Below are 20,743 nucleotides of genomic sequence, written 5' to 3'. Positions count from 1 at the left end.
GAATTTGGATCGATTCAAGTCCGTACGCTAACATCTCGTGGACGACAACGCATGTTGCGCCGCGACGTGCGAAACTACGACGATAAGCTACATTTGGATCGTTCTAATCTGGCGAACTGCATGACAAGCCATACCCCGATCGGACGAAAGGTCACCTTGAACGACATCGCCGCCGGCTGCGACGTATCGCGCGCCACGGTGTCGCTGGTGTTGCGTGGCAGTCCACTGGTCAACAAGAACACGCGTGCGCGGGTCGAGGAAGAACTGCGTCGGCAAGGCTATGTGTACAACCGCGCCGCTGCCAACTTGCGTCGGCGTACATCATCCAGCATCGCGCTGGTATTGAACGATCTGGCCAACCCGTTCTTCGCCGAATTCGCCGCTGGCGTCGATGAGGCGCTGGGCGCCGCCGGCTTCGTGACCCTGCTCGGCTGCACCGGCGAGTCGGCTGTGCGCGAACAGGCCGTGCTCGGGTCGCTGCTGGAGCATGGCCCTGGCGGCATCATCCTGTCGCCGGCCGAACACAGCAAGGCGCCTGACGTGCTGGCCGTGGTCGGCCGGCGCGCACCGCTGTTGTTGTTCAACCGCGAACTGGGCGGCACCCTGCCCGAATTCGCGCACTGGGACCAGTTGATGCTGGACAACCAACGTGGCGCCCGGTTGGCCACCGAACACCTGATCGCGCGCGGGCATCGACGCATCGCGTTTTTCGGTGGCCACCACGATTCCAGCTCGTGCCGTCAGCGCCACGCCGGTTATGCCGAGGCGATGCAGGCGGCGCAGTTGCGCGTCGAACCGCACTGGCGCATCGAATGCGCGCCGACGCGACTCGATGCGGCGCAGCAGACCAGCACCCTGTTTGCCAGCAAGTCCGCGCCGTCCGCGGCCGTTTGCTACAACGATGCCGTCGCACTGGGCCTGATGCTCGGCCTCAACCAGCGCGGATTGCGCCCGGGCCAGGATTTCGCGCTGACCGGTTTCGATGACATCGCGGAGGCGGCACTCGGCGTTCCGCCGCTGACCACCTTGTCGACCGCGCCGCATGAACGCGGCAAACAGGCGGCTCAACTCGTGTTGCAGCGATTGCAGCACCCGGAGGCCGCCAGCCGCCAGACCATCGCACCGGTACAACTGGTAGTGCGCGAAAGCAGCTGCGCGCCGCCCACCGCCTGATCCATTCCAGGGGAAACCACATGGCCTTTGCCAATCCGTCCACGCCGCCCACCCGCAACGATGCATCGACTGGTGGCGAGCACTACACCGATTACCCGACGGCGCTGGGTGTGGTCACCATCATCTTCTTCATGTGGGGCTTCCTGACCTGCCTCAACGACATCCTGATCCCGCACCTGAAGTCGATCTTCCAGCTCAGTTACGCCCAGGTGATGCTGGTGCAGTTCACCTTCTTCGGCGCGTACTTCCTGATGGCGCTGCCAGCCGGCCGGCTGGTCGCCGCACTGGGTTACAAGAAGGGCATTGTCGCCGGCCTCGCGGTGGCCGGACTCGGTGCGCTCGGCTTCTGGCCCGCGGCAAACCTTCACCTCTATCCGGCGTTTCTCGGCGCGTTGTTCGTGCTGGCCACCGGCATCACCGTGTTGCAGGTGGCCGCCAATCCGTACGTCGCCCTGCTCGGTCCGGAGCGCACCAGTTCCAGCCGGCTGACCCTGGCGCAGGCGTTGAATTCGTTTGGCACCTTCCTGGCGCCGTGGTTCGGTGGCCTGCTGATCCTGTCCAACGTGGTGAAGACGCCGACCGAACTGGCAACACTGGCGCCGGCCGATCAACTGGTCTACCAGACCCAGCAGGCGCACGCGGTACAGGGACCCTACATCGGCCTGGCCGTGGTGCTGTTCCTGCTGGCTGTCTTCGTGTGGCTGTTCCGACTGCCATCGCTGACCGAGGCTACCGACAAGGACGATCACGCCCGACACGGCTTCGCCGAAGTACTGCGCCACCCGCACGTTTTGTTCGGCGTGCTCGGCATCTTCTTCTATGTCGGCGCCGAGGTATCGATCGGCAGCTTCATGGTCAATTACCTGTCGATGCCCGACATCGGGCACATGAGCGAGCAGCAGGCGGCGAAGTACGTGTCGTACTACTGGCTTGGCGCCATGATCGGGCGCTTTCTCGGCTCGGCGCTGATGGCCAAGTTCTCGCCGCGCCTGCTGCTGGCGATCTTTGCCGCGATCAATGCGTTGCTGGTGGTGACCACCATGCTCGGCAGCGGCGAGGTGGCCGTAGTCAGCATCATCGCCATCGGCCTGTTCAATTCGATCATGTTTCCGACCATTTTCGCGCTGGGCATCGAGCGGCTCGGACCGATGACCAGCAAAGCGTCCAGCCTGTTGATCATGGCGATCGTGGGCGGCGCCATCGTTCCCTACGTGCAAGGCGTGTTGGCCGACCACATTGGCCTGCAGCACGCATTCTTCCTGCCGCTGCTGTGCTACCTGTACATCGTGTTCTACGGTATCAGCGGATCCCGCATCCGCAGCATCACGCCGTCGGGCACCAGTGGAAACCTTTAAAGATGACCATGCGACCCATTCTGTGTTTCGGCGAGGCGTTGATCGACCTGCATGCCGACGGCGGTGACGATCATGGCTTTGCCGCCAGCTTCCGTCCGTTTGCCGGCGGCGCTCCCGCCAATGTGGCAGTAGCCGCGGCCAGGCTCAGTGGCACGGCGCGTTTTGCCGGCATGTTGTCGCACGATCGTTTCGGCGATTTCCTGCTCAATAGCCTGCAAAGCGCCGGTGTCGGCGTCGACGACACCGTGCGCACCGAGTCTGCCAACAGCGCGCTGGCCTTCGTCACGCTGGATGCCCATGGCGAACGCAGCTTCAGCTTCTATCGCGAACGCACGGCCGACCTGATGTTCCGGCCCGCCGATTTCCGCGCCGATACATTCCGCGATATCGCCGTGTTCCACGTCTGCTCCAACAGCATGACCGATCCGACATTGGCCGAAACCACCCGCGAAGGCATGCAGCGTGCGCATGCCGTCGGCGCCCTGGTCAGTTTCGACGTCAATCTGCGCCCGGCGTTATGGCCGGACGATGGCGATCCACGCCCCCTGCTGTGGCCAGCGCTGCACCTGGCCGATGTGGTGAAAGTATCCGCCGAGGAGTTCGCTTGGCTGGCCGTGGATGGCGAACAGGCTGCACTGGATCGCTTGTGGTGCGGCCGCACGCGGCTGGTGGTGGTGACCGATGGCGGGCGACCGTTGCGCTGGTTCCATCCCGATGCCGAGGGCGAGCTGCCGTGCTATCCGGTCAAGGTGGTCGACAGCACCGCCGCCGGCGACGCCTTCGTCGGTGGCCTGCTGTGCCGCCTGTCCGAACTGGAGCCGAGCCCCGAGCGCATCGACCAACTCGTCACCGACCTGCCACGCCTGCACGCCACACTGCGTTTCGCCTCCGCCTGCGGCGCGCTCACGGTGACCCGCCAGGGTTCGTTCGCCGCGATGCCGTGCAGCGATGAAGTACTGACCTTCATGGAGAACCAGGCATGAGTAGCGCGCCCGATTTCCACTCTGCCGACTTCCTGCGCGGGCACATCGCGCAGACGATGGCGTTCTATCACCCGCACGCGATCGATCCGGCCGGCGGCTTCTTCCAGTATTTCAAGGACGATGGCACGATCTACGATCGCAGCCATCGGCACCTGGTCAGCAGCACACGCTTCGTCGTGAACTATGCGCTGGCGGCGATCGAGTTCGGCAACGATGCAACCCTCCGCCGGGAATACCTCGATGCCGCACGGCATGGCCTGCGCTACCTGCGCGAAGTGCATCGCGATCCGTACAGCGGCGGCTACGCCTGGACGATCCGCGACGAGCAGCCGGAAGATCGCACCAACCATGCGTACGGCGTCGCCTTCGTGCTGCTCGCCTACGCCAGCGCGGTCAAGGCCGGTATCGACGAGGCGGCCGCGTGGATGGACGAAACCTGGCAATTGCTGGAACAGCGCTTCTGGGATGCCGACGCCGGACTGTACCGTGACGAAGCCGACACCGACTGGCACTTCAGCGACTATCGCGGACAGAACGCGAACATGCACATGTGCGAGGCGATGCTGGCCGCCTACCAGGCCAGCCGCGAACCACGCTATCTCGAGCGCGCGCTGACCCTGGCCGATCACATGACCCGACGCCAGGCCGCTCAGGCCGGCGGGCTGGTGTGGGAGCACTACGATCGCGACTGGAACATCGACTGGGATTACCACCGCGACGATCCGAAGCACCTGTTCCAGCCGTGGGGTTTCCAGCCCGGCCACCAGACCGAATGGTCCAAGCTGCTGCTGATCATGGAGCCGCTGCTGCGCGAACGCGGCCTCGCACCGGACTGGCTGCTGCCCACCGCACAACACCTGTTCGACACCGCGCTGGCACGCGCCTGGGACAACGAGTACGGCGGCATCTGCTACGGCTTCGCGCCGGATGGCAGCGTCTGCGACGACGACAAATATTTCTGGGTGCAGGCCGAATCGCTGGCCGCCGCCGCCCTGTTGCATGCGCGTACCGGCCTGGCCGTCTATGACGACTGGTATGAAAAGCTGTGGACCTACGCCTGGCAGCATTTCGTCGACCATCACTATGGTGCCTGGTACCGCATCCTCACTCGCGACAATCGCAAGTACAGCGATGAAAAGAGCCCAGCCGGCAAGGTCGACTACCACACCATGGGCGCCTGCTACGAACTGCTGCACATGCAGCCGCCACGCTGAGTCTCAAACCCTGTGTAGGAGCGACTTCAGTCGCGATGCCCTTGGCTTGTCCAGGCACCACAGCATCGCGACTGAAGTCGCTCCTACAAAAACCCGGAGAGATGCATGCCACGCCAGTTCCGATCTGCTGCCATCGCCGCGTTGCTTGCCACCGCATTCGCCAGCACGGGCGCGACGGCGCAGGAGGCCTCGTCGCCAGCGGCCGCCGTCAATCCGCTGATCGGCAGCAGCAACGGCGGCAATACCTTTCCCGGAGCCATGCTGCCATTCGGCATGCTGCAATGGAGCCCGGAAACAACCCGCGGCAAGCACAATCACACCGCTGCCCCGGGCGGTTACCTGTACAGCGCCAACCGTATCCGCGGCTTCAGCCTGACCCATTTGTCCGGCACCGGCTGTGCAGGCGCCAGTGGCGACATGCCGTTCATGCCGGTCACCACGGCCATCACCACCTCGCCATCGCTCGATGACGACGACAGCCGTTACGCCAGCGACTTCACCCACACCGACGAGCACGCCGAGGCCGGCTATTACCAGGTGACGCTGGCCAATGGCGCCAAGGTGCAACTGAGCGCAGCGATGCACAGCGGCATCGCCAGCTTCGGCTTTCCGGCCGGCAAGCCAGCCAACCTGCTGATTCGCAGCTCCGACTCCGAAGTCGGCAGCAGCGCCGCCGATATCCACATCGATCGCGCCAGCCACAGCGTCACCGGCTCGGTCACCAGCGGCAATTTCTGCGGTTACCTGGCCAAGGCCGATCAGCGCAGTTACTACACGTTGTACTTCGTCGCCGAATTCGACCAACCGTTCTCGAGCACCGGCAGCTGGAACGATGCCAGCGTGCACGCCGGCAGCACCTCTGCCAGCGGCGGCACCAGCTACGCCGACAAGGGATTTCCACCACTGGGCAAGGGCTCGGGTGCATGGGTCGGCTTTGCCGAAGGCCGCACGGTGCAAGCCCGCGTGGGCATCTCCTATGTCAGCCTGGCCAACGCACGCGCCAACCTCAAGGCGGGAATCCCCCACGGAACCTCGCTGGCGCAGGTACGCCAGCGCGCGCACGACCGTTGGGACAAGGCACTTGGCCACATCGCGATCGACGGCGGCACACCCGACCAGCGCAGCACGTTTTACACCGCGCTGTACCACGTGATGATGCATCCGAATGTCTACAGCGACGTCAACGGCGAGTATCGCGGTTTCGATCAGCAGACCCATCATCTCGATCGGGGACAGCAGGCGCAGTACGCCAACTTTTCCGGCTGGGACATCTACCGTTCGCACCTGCAGCTGGTGACCTGGCTACAGCCGCGGATCGGCAGCGACATCGCGCAATCGCTCTACCACCAGGCACAACAGAACCACGGCGAGTGGGATCGCTGGACGCACAACTCCGGCGGCACCCACGTGATGAGCGGCGACCCGGCCGTGCCGGCGCTGGCCGATATCCTGGCGTTTGGCGGCCACGATTTCGATCTGCGCGGCGCGTACGATTCACTGGTGAAGGCCGCGACGGTGACCACCGCCAACGACCTCAGCGACGATGGCTGCAATGTCGAATGCGTGGGCCAGCGACCGTCGCTGGACCAATGGCTGAAACTGCACTACATCGCCAGCAAGTCGCATGCCTGGGGCGGTGCCGGCGAAACGCTGGAAGACGCCAGCGCCGACTTCGCGCTGTCGGAACTGGCGCGTCGCGTGGGTGACCATGACGGTCAGCAACGCTTCCTCACTCGCGCTGGTTACTGGCGCAATTTGTTCAACCCGAACGCCACGCCGCAGGGCGGCTATATCCAGAACCGCAACGCCGACGGCAGCTGGCCCGCGTTCACGCCGGATACCGATGACGGCTTTGTCGAAGCAAGCGCGGCGGTCTACCTGTGGATGGTGCCGTTCGACGTGCACGGCCTGTTCGATACGCTGGGCGGCCGCGAGAAAGCCACCGCACGGTTGGACGCGTTCTTCCACGACAAGGACGGGCACTGGGCCTTGACCAACGCGGGCCCGCTGCACGCCGAACTCAACAACGAACCGTCGGTGGCTACCCCGTGGCTGTACGACTACGCCGGTCAACCGTGGAAAGCCCAGGAAGCCGTGCGCATCGTCGTCAACACGATCTGGAAGAACACCCCGGACGGCATCCCCGGCAACGACGACCTTGGCGAGATGTCATCGTGGTACGTGTGGGCGGCACTGGGCATGTATCCCGAGATCCCCGGCCGCGCCGAGCTGGTGCTGGGCAGCCCGCTGTTCCCGCATGCGCTGGTGCACGGCTCCGGCGGCGACGTGCGCATCGACGCCCCCGCGGCATCGACCAGTACGCCGTACATCAGCGAACTCACCGTCAACGGCAAGCCGCACGACCAACCGTGGCTGTCATCGCAGCTGGTCGAACATGGCGGCGAGTTGCATTTCAGCCTCGGCACCGCCCCTAATAGGCAATGGGGTCGCGCCGCCGATAGCGCGCCGCCATCGTTTCCGCCGCCACATGCCTGATGGAGCAGGCTTCCCTTTGCCCTGGAATTGACGCATGAAAAACCTCACGCCGCCCTGCCTTGCCGTCTGCCTGTCGCTGCTGTTTGCAGCGGCACTGCCGGCACATGCAGTCGATAACGCCAACGCCGTGCGCTTCGATCCGCAGCAGACGTTCGCGCCATTCGCCTATCCGCAACCGGCGACAGCGTACCGCTCGGCCAGCGGCAAACCTGGTCCGCTGTTCTGGCAGAACCGGGCGGACTACAAGATCAAGGCGACGCTCGACCCGGCCACGCGCCTGCTCAGCGGCAGCGAGGTGATCAGTTACACCAACCACAGCCCCGACGCGCTCGACGTGCTGTGGCTGCAGCTTGACCAGAACCGCTACCGCAAGGATGCACGCGGCGCGTTCACCGGCGAGTTCCCCACCGAGTTCACCGACGGCTATCGCATCGACTCGATCGAGGTCGACGACGGTTCCGGCCATCTGCAAAAGACCACGTGGACGGTTTCCGATACACGCATGCAGGTGCAACTGCCGACCGCGCTGAAAGCAAAGGGCGGCCAGCTGCGCCTGCATGTTCGCTGGAGTTTCACCGTGCCCGGCGAATTCGGTGGGCGCATGGACGTGAACCCGAGCAAGAACGGCGAGATCTTCGAGATCGCGCAGTGGTATCCGCGCATGGCCGTGTACGACGATTTGCGCGGATGGGACACCGCACCCTATCTCAACAGCGAGTTCTACCTCGAATACGGCGATTTCGATTATGCGGTCACCGTGCCGTGGGACATGATCGTGGCCGGCTCCGGCGAGCTGCTGAACCCACAGGACGTGCTGACCAGGACTGAACAACAGCGGCTGGAACAGGCGCGGCACAGCGACAAGACGGTGATGATCCGCACGGCGGACGAAGTCACCCAGCCATCCAGCCGTCCAAAGCAGAATGGCACGCTGACCTGGCACTTCCGCATGCAGAACAGCCGCGATGTCGCGTTCGGCGCATCGAAGGCGTTCGTGTGGGATGCCGCGCGCATGAACCTGCCCGAGGGGAAAACCGCGTTGGCGATGTCGGTGTATCCGGTCGAGAGCGCAGGCGAAGGGGCCTGGGGTCGCGCCACCGAATATCTCAAGGCATCGACCGAATACTTTTCGAAACAGTGGTATCCGTACCCGTGGCCAGTGGCGATCAACGAGGCCGGCACCGCCGGCGGCATGGAATATCCGGGCATCACGTTCGACCACAAGCGCGCCAAGGGCGGTGGCCTGCAGGGACTGATCGCACACGAGATCGGCCATAGCTGGTTTCCGATGATCGTGGGCAGCAACGAACGCCGGGACGCGTGGATGGACGAGGGCTTCAACACCTTCATCGACGTCTACGAATCCGACGCCTTCAATCACGGCGAATACGCGCCCAAACGCGACAGCGAATACGCACCCGGCCACGGCAACCCCGCCGATGAAATGGCCAAGGTCATGCAGGACAAGAACGCGCCGCCCCTGCTGATCGGTGCCGACATGGTTCCGGAGAAGTACCGCCATCCGATCACCTACTTCAAGGGCGCGTTCGGCATGGTGCTGCTGCGCGAGCAGATCGTCGGCCCCAAGCTGTTCGACCCCGCGTTTCGCAAATACATCGCCACCTGGGCCTACAAGCATCCGAGTCCGTCGGACTTCTTCCGCTTCATGGAAAGCGAAACCGGCGAGGATCTGGGCTGGTTCTGGCGGGCCTGGTATGAGCACGACTGGACGCTGGACCTGGCAGTGCAGAAAGTCGTCTACACCGATGGCGATTACCGCAAAGGCGCCGACGTCACCGTGGCCAACCTGGACAAGCTGGTTCTGCCGGCCACCCTCGAACTGGTCTACGACGATGGCAGCAAGCAAGACGTGCGCGTTCCGGTGGAAACCTGGCAGCAGCATCGCAGCTACGTGGTCCATGTGGATGGCACGCACAAGTTGAAGTCCGCCACGATCGATCCCGCGCATGCGCTGCCGGATATCGCGCGAGGCAACAACACTTACGCGATGCCGTGACCATCCGCCGGTAAGCAACGCGCGAGAACGCGAAAGGCGGCAGTCTTGCGACTGCCGCCTTTCGTTTGGATTCGCATCTCTGTTGCACTAAAAGTCGGCACTGATCGGCACCGTGGCACACTTGGGCAAGGGGGAGGTTCCCAGTGTGTTTCCGGTGGATCAACGACCGATACCACGGTGCCGATCAGGACTGACTGACGTCATGGTCGGGCTATGAGAGAAAGTTCGACACGTCGATTCGGTGCCAGGCAGGCGATCAACGCTTCACGGCTTTCATTGTCCGCGCATTCCACCACCGCTTCGGCATTGCCGCGCCCATCGACCTGCACGGCTGCGCTGGGGATACCGCCGTTGACCACAAAATCCCGCACCGCCCTGGCGCGCTGCTGCGACAGCACCAGGTTGTAGCCATCGCTGCCGATACGATCGGTGTAACCGACCACGCGGATATCCTGCGTTTCACTGGCCGAACGCAGCTGCTGTTGCAGCCCGGTCAGACGTTCGCGTCCTTGCGGCGTCAGCTCGAAACGGCCGAATGTGAAAAGCACATCGGTGGACAGCCGCAGTGGCTCTCCCGAAGGCGTCAACGCCGAGGCGACTGCCGGCTCAAGCAGATCGGCACACGTCGCCGGCAGCCAATGCACGCTGCCCACCATCATGTTTGCGTCAAAAAACACTTTGTACTGGCAGACAACCACCTGCCCGTTCCTGCGGAAATTGAACAAATAGTCCCACTCGCGAACGCGCCAGATGCCTTCCTTGAATTGCGGCGTGCCGATCAAAGCCTGTACCTGTGCCTTGGTCACACCGGGCTCGATGTTGCGCAGACTCTCTACGTTCGGGAAAGTCCCCCCCTTGGGTCGCGCACCCCCGGCGTCGGGAAAAACGATCGATTCCGCACCGCTGCCATCCTTCGCCACATGGCGACTGACCGTGGAGGTGCAAGCTGCGGTCATCGCGAACGCCAGGCAGGCCGCCATGGCAACCATCCATTTCATCACTGCTGCACTCATGATCTGAACCTCAATGTGTAGGTTGGAGAGCGTCGTCAGTTGAGACAATCTGGCGATACCGATCGCCTTTCGGCGACCGGTATCGCCAGACACATGGACTACCAGACCATCCCGGCACCCACGCCTACGCCGGTGTCACCACGGGTATTCGACGAGGCATTCAGCTTGAGTATGTAGCGACCGCTTTCGGTGACTGTCGACAGACCGATGGCGATGCTCGACTCGCCATGGAAGTTACCCAGCGCCACCGCCGCAGAGTTCTGATTCGGCTGATAGGCCGACGGCAAGCTTGCCATCGCCATGGCCGAAGCCACGCCTGCGTTGGCGCGGTTGCCGATCGTGTTCAAGTTCCGGTCGAGGGTCTGGAAGCGCTGGTCCGTGTAGCTCTTGGACCAGTCGATGGCCTTGCTCACGCCTTCAGTCACCTGACCCACATTCGCGGCATCGGTAGTCGCGGTGCCAACGCCAACGTTGTGGATGATCGACGGATCGCCGCCCGGGTTCACCGTGACGCTGTCGTGGTTGACGCTACCGTCGGTGTTTTTATCGTATTGCACGCCGCTTGACTGGATTGCGTTCAATTGACCGACATTCGCGGCATCCGTCGCCTGTGTACCTGCGGCCACATTGGTCACCTGGCGGTTATTGCCCGCCGTACCGACCGACACCGTATTGGCACGATCCGCCACCGAGCCCTGACCCAAGGCCGTGGAGTTATCCGCCGTGGCCTTGGCATCGTTGCCCAGGGCCGTGCTGTTGGCGCCTGACGCATCGGCCCCGGCACCGCCCGCCGACGAATTGACTCCGCCTGCGGTTGGCAGCGCGCCCGACGCGCCGTTTCCATTGGACTTGAATTCGCCAGGGCCGTTGTTGCTGACATTCGCAATCTGCGCGTTGGTGTAGTCGTTCGCCGTGGTAACGGCGCTGGCTACACCTGCCTGCAATTGGCGGACATTGACGGCATCATCCGCCGCGGAACCATCGGCCACGTGAGTGATCTGGCGGCCTCCTGCCGCCGTACCCACCGACACCTCGCCGACCGAGTTGCTGCTGCCGGCCGCCATGTAGGCACCGGTGTAAGCGGTCTGCGCTCCCACCGAGGTTGTGGCGCCGGCACCCAGTGCCACCGAGTTGGCGTGGGATGCCGTAGCTCCCAAACCGATCGCGACGCTGCCGACTCCTCCCGATACCGCCGACTGTCCTATCGCCACGCTATCCGCGCCATTCGCCAGGGAGTCGGCTCCTGTCGAGTTTGCATGGAAGTATTTGATGCCCGGCGACGCGCTTCCGCCGGTGATCGCATCGAACACGCCCTGGACCGTGCCATACGAACCACCGGCGTAATTGAAGCCGCCGGTAACCGTGCCAGTCGCCGCGTCGTAGGCTGTCGTGCCTCCGAAGAGATCGGCGATCGAACTGCCCAGGTTGGAGGCGACACCCTCCATCTGACTCACGTTCACCGCATCGGTGGCGGCGCTGCCGGCTGCCACGTGGGTGACCTGGCGTTCACTACCTGCCGAGCCCACCGACACTTCACCGACGGAGTTCTGCAGCGGCGTCAGGCCGAATGCGGCGTAGTTGCTCTGCGCACCGGTAGAGGCGACCGTGCCTTGTCCCAATGCCACGTTCGAACCGCTGACGCCCGTGCTGACGCTTGCTCCTTGGCCCAGGATCGTGGAGTTGGCTACACCGTTGTCCGTTGCCTGGTTGCCCACCACCGTCGAGGCAGCGCCGGTGGCAGACGCACCGAGGCCGCCGGCTGATGCATTCGCCCCCGACGAAACCGGTTGCGCGGTTGTGACCGAGTTGTTCGAGACGAACGGGCCGGCCGTGCCATTGCTGATGTTGCCGATGTCGGTGGTGTTCTTATCCACCTGCTGGTTGGTCGCGTAGAGCTGCGAGCCGTTCACCGCATCGGTGGAGGTGCCGGTCACCCGGCCCGCGGCCACGTTCTGGATCTGCCGCTCGTTGCCGACCGAACCCACGCTCACCACACCTGTCGGTGCTCCTCCGGCATACGTGTACGAGGTACCGCCGACCGTGCCGCTGGCTACTGCCACGGCGGCCGCGGTTACCGAATTCGCACCCAACGCCACGCTGTTGGCGTCACTCGCCGTGGCACCCAGCCCTAGCGCCACACTGTTGTCACCGGCCGCCGTTGCATCCTTGCCCGAGGCAATCGCGTCGGCCCCTGTCGCACCGTCGTTATTCTCGTTGCCGCCGGCGGTGGAGTTGACGCTGTAGTAGCTGATCTTGTTGGCCGCGACCTGGTTGCCCAGGTTCGTCACGTTGGTGTTGGTCGTGTTGAGCTGGCTGCCGTTCACCGCATCGGTACTGGTGGCGGTCAGCGCACCGTCCTTCACGTTGGTCAGGGTCACCGGCGCAGCGGCACCGGTGCCACCGAGCGTCACGCTGCTCTTGGCCGGGTCGTCGTATTGCACCGCGTTGTCGGCCGTGGTCGCCACGTCCTGCAGCTGGCTGAAGTTCACCGCATCGGTGGCGGCCGTGCCGGCAGCCAGGTTGCTGATTTTCTGCGGCGTACCGCTGTTGTGACTGGCATCGTAGGCACCAAGGGTCGGGTTCCACTGCAGCGCATCCTGCTGCAGGCCGGTGATGTTGCCGGTGTTGGTGGCGATGTCACCCGTGTTCGTCGCGATGTCGCCCGTATTGGTGGCAATGTCACCGGTGTTGGTGGCTACCTGGTTGCCCAGGTTCGTCACGTTGGTGTTGGTGGTGTTGAGCTGGCTGCCGTTCACCGCATCCGTGCTGGTGGCGGTCAGCGCACCGGCCTTCACGTTGGTCAGTGCCACCGGCGCGGCGGCGCCGGTGCCACCGAGCGTGACGCTGGTCTTGCCGGCATCGTCGTATTGCACCGCGTTGTCGGCCGTCGTGGCCACGTCCTGCAGCTGGCTGAAGTTCACCGCGTCGGTCGCCGCCGTGCCGTTGGCCACGCCGGTGATCTTTCCGCTGCCACTGTCGTTCACTGTGACCCCACCGAACTTCGGCGAGTCCGCTATCTGGATAGCCAGCGCACCCGTCGCAGCGTCGGTCACCGTCTTCACGTTGGCACCCGAGTAGCTGCCTGCCGTGCTGGCGGCCCCCGTGATTGCCAACGACTGGCCCAGCTTCACCGCAGCCGGACCGGCAGTGTTGTCATTGCCGGTGAAGGTGATCGGCTGGCTCACCTGCGTGGTGAGGTTGTTGATCGCCGTGGTGTTGCCTGCGATGTCACCGGTGTTCGTGGCAACCTGCTGGTTGGTGGCAAAGAGCTGGCCGCCGTTGACCGCGTCGGTGCTGCCGGCGGCGAGGTTGGCGTCCTTCACGTTGGTCAGGGCCACCGGTGCGGCGGCGCCGGTACCGCCCAGCGTCACGCTGGTCTTGCCGGCATCGTCGTACTGCACCGCGTTGTCGGCCGTGGTTGCCACGTCCTGCAGCTGGCTGAAGTTCACCCCGTCCGTCGCGGCTGTGCCAGCCGCCACGTTGGTGATCTTGTTGTTGCCGTTGTCCAGCCCGGCATTACTCAGGCTCACCGGGCCGTTGGCGCCGCCGCTCACGGTGACACCGGCGGTGTTCAGCACGGTGTTGCCGGTGGTCACGCTGGTGGCGACCAGGTCCGGGTTGGTGTCGATGGTCAGGTTGGTCCCCGTCTGGGTTACCGACAGGTTGCCGCTGCTGCCGGGGGATACGTCCACCGTGCCGCCCGGGGCCACGTTCTGTGCCGTGCCGCCGTTGGCGCTGAGGTTCCAGCCCTGGTTGGCCGTGCCACTCACCGCATTGAGCTGGCTGAAGTTCACCGCATCGTTGGCATTCGTGCCGTTGGCCACGTTGGCGATCTTCTGCGGCGCACCGCTGCCGTGACTGGCGTCGTACGCACCCAGCGCCGGGCTCCACTGCAGCGCGTCCTGCTGCAGGTTGGTGATGTTGCCGGTATTCGTCGCGATATTGCCGGTGTTGGTGGCGATGTCACCGGTGTTCGTGGCGACGTTGGTGTTGGTCGTGTTGAGCTGGCTGCCGTTGACCGCGTCGGTGCTGGTGGCGGTCAGCGCACCGGCCGCCACGTTGGTCAGTGCCACCGGCGCGACTGCACTGGTGCCGCCGAGCGTCACGCTGGTCTTGGCCGGGTCGTCGTATTGCACCGCGTTGTCGGCGGTGGTCGCCACGTCCTGCAGCTGGCTGAAGTTCACCCCGTCCGTCGCGGCTGTGCCAGCGGCGACGTTGGTGATCTTGTTGTTGCCGTTGTCCAGACCGGCATTGCTCAGGCTTACCGGGCCGTTGGCACCGCCGCTCACCGTGACGCCGGCGGTGTTCAGCACGGTGTTGCCGGTGGTCACGCTGGTGGCGACCAGGTCCGGGTTGGTGTCGATGGTCAGGTTGGTGCCCGTCTGGGTCACCGACAGGTTGCCGCTGCTGCCGGGGGACACGTCCACCGTGCCGCCCGGCGCCACGTTCTGTGCCGTGCCGCCGTTGGCGCTGAGGTTCCAGCCCTGGTTGGCCGTGGCGCTGACGGCGTTCAACTGACTCAGGTTCACCGCGTCGTTGTTTGCGACGCCGTTGGCCAGGTTGCTGATCTTCTGCGGCGAGCCGCTGGCATGGCTGGCGTCGTACGCACCCAGCGCCGGGCTCCACTGCAGCGCGTCCTGCTGCAGGTTGGTGATGTTGCCGGTATTGGTCGCGATATTGCCCGTGTTGGTGGCGATATTGCCGGTGTTCGTCGCGATGTCACCGGTGTTGGTGGCGACCTGCTGGTTGGTGGCAAAGAGCTGGCTGCCATTCACCGCGTCAGTGCTGCCGGCGGCGAGGTTGGCGTCCTTCACGTTGGTCAGGGCCACCGGGGCGGCGGCGCCGGTGCCACCCAGCGTCACGCTGGACTTGGCCGGGTCGTCGTATTGCACCGCGTTGTCGGCGGTGGTGGCTACATCCTGCAGCTGGCTGAAGTTCACCCCGTCCGTCGCGGCTGTGCCAGCCGCCACGTTGGTGATCTTGTTGTTGCCGTTGTCCAGCCCGGCATTGCTCAGGCTCACCGGGCCGTTGGCGCCGCCGCTCACCGTGACGCCGGCGGTGTTCAGCACGCTGTTGCCGGTGGTCACGCTGGTGGCGACCAGGTCCGGGTTGGTGTCGATGGTCAGGTTGGTGCCGGCCTGGGTCACCGACAGGTTGCCGCTGCTGCCGGGGGATACGTCCACCGTGCCGCCTGGCGCCACGTTCTGTGCCGTGCCGCCGTTGGCGCTGAGGTTCCAGCCCTGGTTGGCCGTGGCACTCACCGCATCGAGCTGGCTGAAGTTCACCGCATCATTGGCATCCGTGCCGTTGGCTACGTTGGCGATCTTCTGCGGCGCGCCGCTGCCGTGGCTGGCGTCGTACGCACCGAGCGTCGGGTTCCACTGCAGCGCGTCCTGCTGCAGGTTGGTGATGTTGCCGGTGTTGGTTGCGATATTGCCCGTGTTTGTCGCGATGTCACCAGTGTTGGTAGCAATGTCGCCGGTGTTAGTGGCGACGTTGGTGTTGGTCGTGTTGAGCTGGCTGCCGTTGACCGCATCGGTGCTGGTGGCGGTCAGCGCACCGGCCGCCACGTTGGTCAGTGCCACCGGCGCCGCCGCGCCGGTGCCACCGAGCGTGACGCTCGTCTTGCCGGCATCGTCGTATTGCACCGCGTTGTCGGCGGTGGTGGCGACGGTCTGCAGCTGGCTGAAGTTCACCCCGTCCGTCGCAGCCGTGCCAGCGGCGACGTTGGTGATCTTGTTGTTGCCGTTGTCCAGCCCGGCATTGCTCAGGCTTACCGGGCCGTTCGCACCGCCGCTCACCGTGACGCCGGCGGTGTTCAGCACGCTGTTGCCGGTGGTCACGCTGGTGGCGACCAGGTCCGGGTTGGTGTCGATGGTCAGGTTGGTGCCCGTCTGGGTCACCGACAGGTTGCCGCTGCTGCCGGGAGATACGTCCACCGTGCCGCCCGGCGCCACGTTCTGTGCCGTGCCGCCATTGGCGCTGAGGTTCCAGCCCTGGTTGGCCGTGGCACTCACCGCATTGAGCTGGGTCACGTTTACCGCGTCGGTACCCGCCGTGCCGGCGGCGAGGTTATGCAGGGCCACCGGGCCTGCCGCACTGCCGACCAGGGCAACGTCATTGCCCCGAACTTGCGGTGTAGGCACACCTGCCGCACTGGAATATTGCACCGGTGCCAAGGTCTGCAGTGCCGTAATTGCATTGCCCACATTGCCCTGCGGGGCGCCGTAGACGTTGTAGCTCGGCGCCGATACCGCGCCGGTTGTCGCGTTATAGGCGGCGCCGCCACCCAGGTCCGTCGCCACCGAGGTACCCAGCGTATCGACCTGTGTGGCGACGACGCCGACGGCGGTATTCGTCGCGTTGAGCTGGCTGCCGTTGATCGCATCCGTGCTGGTGCCGCTGACTCGGCCTGCCGCCACGTTGGTGATCTGACGTTCGGCGCCTGCGGCGCCTACCGATACCACGCTACCCGGCGCGGTGCCGGCGTAGTTGTAGGTGGTGCCGTCGATCACACCTGTGGCCGTCGGGTTGGCGGCCGCAGTGGTGCTGCCCGAGCCCAGCGCAACGGCATTGGCGGTAGAGACAATGGCACCGGAACCCAGTGCCACGCCCCGCAGAGCTGCTGCCTGCACCAGGGCGGTATCGCCGATGGCGATCGACCCGGCGTTACCGGCCTGCGAGGTATTACCCAACGCCACCGATCCCTGGCCTGCCGCGATCGCGGTATTACCCAGGGCCACGGCACCATTGGCCGCGCCACCGGTCGCCGTACCGTCGGCGGTGGCTATCGAGTTGAAACCCTGCGCGATGGCGCCCTGGCCGTTGGCCACGGAGGGATCGCCGAGCGCCACGGCACCTGCACCGGTCGCCTTGTTGCCCACACCGATCGCGGTGGCCGAACCAACACCCGCCGTACCGGTGGCGGTGGCATTGCGGCCGATCGCGATATCGCCCAGGGCGTTCGCCTTGGCGGTGTTGCCAAAGGCAATCGAGTAACCGCCGATCGCCTGCGCGGCATTGCCGATGGCAATGTCGCTGATCGCCGTGGCCGAACCGGCCACGCCGGCGACGGCGTTAAGGCCAAGCGCGATGCCGCTGGCGGTAAATGCTGCTGCGGAAGTGCCGAAGGCGACCGAATCCACGCCTACCGCGCGGGTGTTGGTGGTGGTGTCCTGACTCGATGAATTCACACCGGACGAACCCAGTGCCACCGAACGATCGCCGGTAGCCTTGGCAGAATCGCCAATCGCCACACTATTGATGCCGACCGCGGTCGCCACCTGCCCTAGCGCCAGACTCTGGGAGCCCGAGGCGACACTCATCCGCCCCATCGCCGTCGAATAGGAGCCCGTGGCATACGTTGCGACACCGACGGAGAGACTCGACAAACCCGTGGCATTCGCCCCCATGCCCAAGGCCACTGCGGCCTGCCCAACCGACTGGCTGTAGGAACCGAGCGCGATACCCGTGCCGCTGCTTGAGCTTGTATTGTCTCCAATTGCCAGCGAGCTGAAGCTAATAACCGTAGCACCGCCACTCGCATTGGCGGTGGGAAAGCCAAGACCATCCGTACGCAGCTGGGCCAACGACAGCAGACTGCCGGAAAGCGCAGCCTTGTTACCGATCGCAATGCCGTTGGTTTCGTTCGATAGCGCACTGGTGCCGAAGGCGATCGAATCCACGCCGACGGCGCGGGTGTTGGTCGTCGTATCCTGGCCGAGTCCGTTGGCCGACGAGGAGCCAAAAGCCAGAGCGCGGTCGCCGGTGGCGTAGGCTGAATTGCCCAGCGATACGGCGCCAACACCCAACGATGTGGCGACATTGCCCAGCGCGAGACTGTAGTTGCCGGAAGCGACACCCTGGCGCCCGAGGCTGACCGCCATGTCGCCGCTGGTGGACGCACCTGAGCCGATGGCAACGGCGCCAATGCCGCTGGCGTTGGCACTGTTGCCGAAGGCCTGCGAGATCGCACCGCCGGCCCGGCTGCTTATACCCAGGGCCGTCGATCCCGTACCGTTGGCCTGCGCATCGTTGCCGACCGCCAAGGAGGCGTATTGGATAGCTGACGCGCCGCCGGCTGCAATGCTGCTGGAATAGCCAAGACCGTCCGTACGCACCAGCGCCTGCGCCACGGTGCCTTGGGTGGCTTGCGACGTATAGCCGATTGCTACATTGCCGATCCCGGTGGTGGCGTCCGCCCCAGCGCCAATGGCAATAGCCCTGTTGCTGGTCGCATTGGCGGCGGACGCCGACGTGGTGCTACTACCGAGTGCCACCGAAAACTGACCGGTGGCCTGCGCGAACATGCCAAGCGCGGTGGCATTTTGCCCCGACGCCAAGGCATCGGTGCCAAAGGCTGAGGCGTTGATCCCCGCACTTCCTCCAAAGCCGAACACCGAGGCGAAATTCCCGCTAGCTACACCGTAAGCCCCATAAACCGATACGGAGGTATTCGTTGTACCGCCAACGGCGGAACAACCGGACACGAGCGAGTAGGATCCACTTCCATCTGTTGCCTGCACCTCCGCCGCCCTGGCAATACCATCCAGAGCAGCTGCGGCGCTTACAGCGCCCGTACTGCAATTAACAGCAGCGACATCAGTAACATAACCCAGCGCATTTTTCGTTACCGCAGGATTCCCAAGAGTATTCGCATATACCGCTGGGGCCTGAAGCATCAACCCCACGGCCAACACCCCGCCTGCTCCCAACGAAAGACCACGCGCGAACATTGAACCGGATCCCGTGCCCTCTGCACCAAACAAACCCGCGCCCTTGCTCGATGAACCGCCACTTTTCCCCTGCGCATGCGCGAATTCCGAGGCCACCACCAACTGCCCCAGCGATTTGTTCCAAACCTTGCTGTAGATCTTGTTCATGATGTAAGTCCTCGGCGAATTTCAGGCAAAAAGTTAGCGTCGGAACCGGCATTCAAGCCGTCCGGGAATACTTTGCTTCCAGCCAGGCGCAAGCCGTTACCGACTTCGCAAAAGACATGCGAAGTCGGCTAACTACTAGCCTGGAATCAAGCGATCTTTAACGTTTTGGCGGTAACCAGATCATCCGAATCGTCCAACCATTTCATTGGCCATCCTGATTTCGCATGACGCATGACTCATTCCCTGGAATGAGCCACCCCCCCCTTAGGCGCTGCGGCCTACGCGACCAGTCAACTCTCGTGGCGACAAGTGGCCAGGTGCGCCGGCCCAATCTACTCCCAATAATTAATCAATGTATATAAAAAAATCCGACAGCCGGAATAAAGGGGCGCATCCCGGTTGTCGTCGGCGTTACCGCCGCCGAACATGCCCGCGAGAAGCATGTGAATAACTATTCATTGGTTTTGCAGACACCCCTTCTCATGCGTCAAGCCCGGGCGCAAAAACTCGGCGCTCCCAACTCATAACGTGTCCGGGTGAAAAAACCCTACCTGCGGGCTCCCTACCCAAGCCTGGCCCCAAACCAGACCCGCCGAACAGGTCTGAAACTCCCCGGGTGAAGCCATGGATCGACGTGCGCAGCAGGCTTGTGCCCGTGTCCGCCCGTCTCGTACGGCCTGCCAGAACCAAGTGCAATGCGTGGACCAGACTGTGCACCGACAGAAGAGACAGCCGCTCAATGCTGTTGATCGCGCGAAACAGAGAATGAGCAAGACGGACCTCTGCTGCGGCAAGGCCCTTTCCCGCCAAAGCCGACCCCATCCGCATTCGGGCCGACTACTGGACGATCGTGTGCACGATGGTTCCATCCGGCAGCACCGAACCCCGGCCCTTGGCTACGCAATTGCCGTAAGGCGTGCTGTCTGTCGCCTGCAAAGCCGTGACGCCGTCAAAACGCGGCGCAGAGAACGAAGTATCGACGGTCGGCAATGCATTGCATGAGGAGATCGAGTTGAAATACTCGGTGAAGTTGCTGCCGGCGAGTTTGAGTTTTGATGCCGCGTCAATCTGGATGGAGCCGAGGGAATGCGTCACTCCGCCGCCGGTAACGGACAGCTTCCACCAGGACGAAACGGGAGTGACCCGTTCCAGCTTGAACGTGTACGGCACGCCTTGCTTCCAGTCCAGCTTGATGCGAATGCTGTAACCGATGCCTTCCCCGCCAAACGTCTGCGCCACTGCCGGCGCGATGGCCACGGCGTTGATTGCGTTCCATACGGAGACCAGGGCGATCTTGCCCACTTCGATACCCTGGATGTTACCGCCGGTCTGCAGGCCGAAGTATCCGCTGAAGTCGCCGGGTGAAAACCAGAACTGGCTGGCCCAGAAATAATACGAAGGCACGCCAGCTGGGGGAGCCTGGTTGACCATGATGGTCCCCGACAGAGATGTGGCTTGTCCTGCCACTTGTGTGTAATGGCCGGCAACCAGTCCGCCGGGGGTGACATCGGCGCGTGCGTGCAAAGACAAGGTCGACAGGAAACCTGCAAAGAGAACAGTCGCGAATTTCATGCTTGGGCACTCCGCTTCGTGCATGGGACGGATGAATA

General features: G+C 64.1%; 9 protein-coding genes and 1 pseudogene. 6 read left to right on the top strand and 4 right to left on the bottom strand.

Annotated elements, in window-relative coordinates; all coding sequences use genetic code 11:
- Positions 1–120 precede the first annotated feature (120 nt).
- From ACPPVV_RS04070 to ACPPVV_RS04045, 6 genes are all read left to right on the top strand, one after another.
- Complete coding sequence (locus ACPPVV_RS04070) at positions 121–1,173, top strand: LacI family DNA-binding transcriptional regulator (protein ID WP_426702198.1); 1,053 nt, start codon at positions 121–123, stop codon at positions 1,171–1,173.
- Between the two features lie 20 nt (positions 1,174–1,193).
- Positions 1,194–2,528 carry a sugar MFS transporter gene (locus ACPPVV_RS04065; protein ID WP_426702197.1) on the top strand — a complete coding sequence of 445 codons (1,335 nt, stop codon included), beginning with the start codon at positions 1,194–1,196 and terminating at the stop codon, positions 2,526–2,528.
- A 2-nt stretch (positions 2,529–2,530) separates the two neighbouring features.
- On the top strand, positions 2,531–3,511 hold the full coding sequence (locus ACPPVV_RS04060) for a carbohydrate kinase family protein (protein WP_426702196.1): 981 nt from the start codon (positions 2,531–2,533) through the stop codon (positions 3,509–3,511).
- Entirely contained in the window at positions 3,508–4,725 is a 1,218-nt protein-coding gene (locus ACPPVV_RS04055) for an AGE family epimerase/isomerase (RefSeq protein ID WP_426702195.1), read from the top strand. The genes ACPPVV_RS04060 and ACPPVV_RS04055 overlap by 4 nt, the downstream gene beginning before the upstream one ends.
- A gap of 105 nt (positions 4,726–4,830) precedes the next feature.
- Positions 4,831–7,221, top strand: coding sequence for a GH92 family glycosyl hydrolase (locus tag ACPPVV_RS04050; protein WP_426702194.1), 2,391 nt, complete (start codon positions 4,831–4,833; stop codon positions 7,219–7,221).
- A 34-nt stretch (positions 7,222–7,255) separates the two neighbouring features.
- Positions 7,256–9,238, top strand: coding sequence for a M1 family aminopeptidase (locus tag ACPPVV_RS04045; RefSeq protein ID WP_426702193.1), 1,983 nt, complete (start codon positions 7,256–7,258; stop codon positions 9,236–9,238).
- Positions 9,239–9,438: 200 nt separating this feature from the next.
- Here the strand turns inward: ACPPVV_RS04045 and ACPPVV_RS04040 are convergent, their stop codons facing one another.
- The 4 genes and pseudogenes from ACPPVV_RS04040 to ACPPVV_RS04025 form a co-directional block, all read right to left on the bottom strand.
- The gene (locus tag ACPPVV_RS04040) at positions 9,439–10,344 is read right to left on the bottom strand and encodes an OmpA family protein (RefSeq protein WP_426702192.1); all 906 of its coding nucleotides are present in this window, start codon (positions 10,342–10,344) and stop codon (positions 9,439–9,441) included.
- A 5-nt stretch (positions 10,345–10,349) separates the two neighbouring features.
- Positions 10,350–18,593, bottom strand: a complete 8,244-nt coding sequence (locus ACPPVV_RS04035; RefSeq protein WP_426703159.1) for a YadA-like family protein — start codon at positions 18,591–18,593, stop codon at positions 10,350–10,352.
- A gap of 477 nt (positions 18,594–19,070) precedes the next feature.
- Positions 19,071–19,133: pseudogene (locus ACPPVV_RS04030) on the bottom strand (ESPR-type extended signal peptide-containing protein); the annotation flags it as partial.
- 837 nt (positions 19,134–19,970) lie between these two features.
- Positions 19,971–20,705: a DUF3472 domain-containing protein gene (locus tag ACPPVV_RS04025; protein WP_426702191.1), complete on the bottom strand. Its 735-nt coding sequence runs from the start codon at positions 20,703–20,705 to the stop codon at positions 19,971–19,973.
- Positions 20,706–20,743: the final 38 nt, after the last annotated feature.

The sequence above is a fragment of the Rhodanobacter sp. Col0626 genome (assembly GCF_049994385.1).
Taxonomy (GTDB): Bacteria; Pseudomonadota; Gammaproteobacteria; order Xanthomonadales; family Rhodanobacteraceae; genus Rhodanobacter.
This window is presented reverse-complemented; position numbering and strand designations above follow the sequence as displayed.